The organism is Mesorhizobium sp. M7A.F.Ca.CA.002.09.1.1 (assembly GCF_003998555.1).
Lineage (GTDB): Bacteria > Pseudomonadota > Alphaproteobacteria > Rhizobiales > Rhizobiaceae > Mesorhizobium > Mesorhizobium ciceri.
In genome coordinates, this window is sequence record NZ_RZRR01001328.1 from 1 (window position 1) to 1,007 (window position 1,007).

Consider the following 1,007-nt stretch of genomic DNA (forward strand, 5'->3'; position numbering starts at 1 on the left):
GAATAGGGGGCGACGGGTCATTGGTGTCCTTGCCGTCGCCGCGCTGGCGTCAACGGCGTCCCACAAAAAATCTCCTCAACCTTTCGAACCTTTTGCTGCGCCGCGCCGACTGATGGTCAGAGGCGAATGGGTCGCCTCGATCAAAAGATCCAGGAGATCATCATGTTCAAGCGCACTCTTACCTCGGGCCTCGTCGCCATCTTCGTCGCCACCGGCGCGCTCGCCGGCACTGTCGGCACGTCGTCAGCCCACGGCATGCATGGCCATCATCATCACCACCACAACCATCACAAGAAGCACTTCAAGAAGTTCTGGTGGAAGCACTACAACCACCACCACAACCATCACCACAGGCACGGCAGGGTGATCATTTTCCTTTGATGGAGGGACCCAATTCCCCAAGAGGGCGGCTTCGGCCGCCCTTTTTGCGTTCGGCGATCACCTTGTGAAGTAGGGCGGCAAAGCTGCTGATCCCCGGCAAGCTACGGCATGCACACATTTCCAAGCAACTGGTCTTTGGCGATAGAGTGCATGGCAGCTTGGCGCATGCATTGCCTATGCGGCGCTGGTCCCGCTCCGTCTCGGCTTCGCCGAGCCAACGCTCGCCCACCAACGCTCCTTTCCTTTCCCTCCGGAGGGGGGAAGGTGGCGCTGCGAAGCAGCGACGGATTGGGGGACCCACCCGGCAATCGGGCCTCGGGCCGATCAGTCACCCCAGTCATAGCAGATATGTGCGTGGCATAGCCCCCAGCAAGTGGGGGAGATTGGCCGCATCAACGTCCTCGCCAACCCTTTCCAGTCGCCGTCAGCGTGGACCTCGGTCCATCCGATTTCCCAGCTCCAGAAAAATCAAAAAAGTTCGAACCTTTTTCCTGGCTGTGACGACAGATGATCAAGAGGCGGATGGATCGCCTCGGTCAACGAAGCAAGGAGATCGTCATGTTCAAGAACACACTCGTTTCCGGCCTTATCGCCACCGCCGTCGCCGCCGCCACGCTGGCCGGCAC

At 59.9% G+C, this 1,007-nt stretch carries 1 protein-coding gene; it reads left to right on the plus strand.

Annotated elements, in window-relative coordinates:
- The first annotated feature begins 162 nt into the window (after positions 1–162).
- Entirely contained in the window at positions 163–381 is a 219-nt protein-coding gene (locus tag EN994_RS32950) for a hypothetical protein (RefSeq protein WP_013531393.1), read from the plus strand.
- The last annotated feature ends 626 nt before the right edge of the window (positions 382–1,007 follow it).

What these genes read in the sequence shown, in the direction of transcription:
- EN994_RS32950 (WP_013531393.1), top strand. Translation starts at nt 163, where the DNA reads ATGTTCAAGCGCACTCTTACCTCGGGCCTCGTCGCCATCTTCGTCGCC.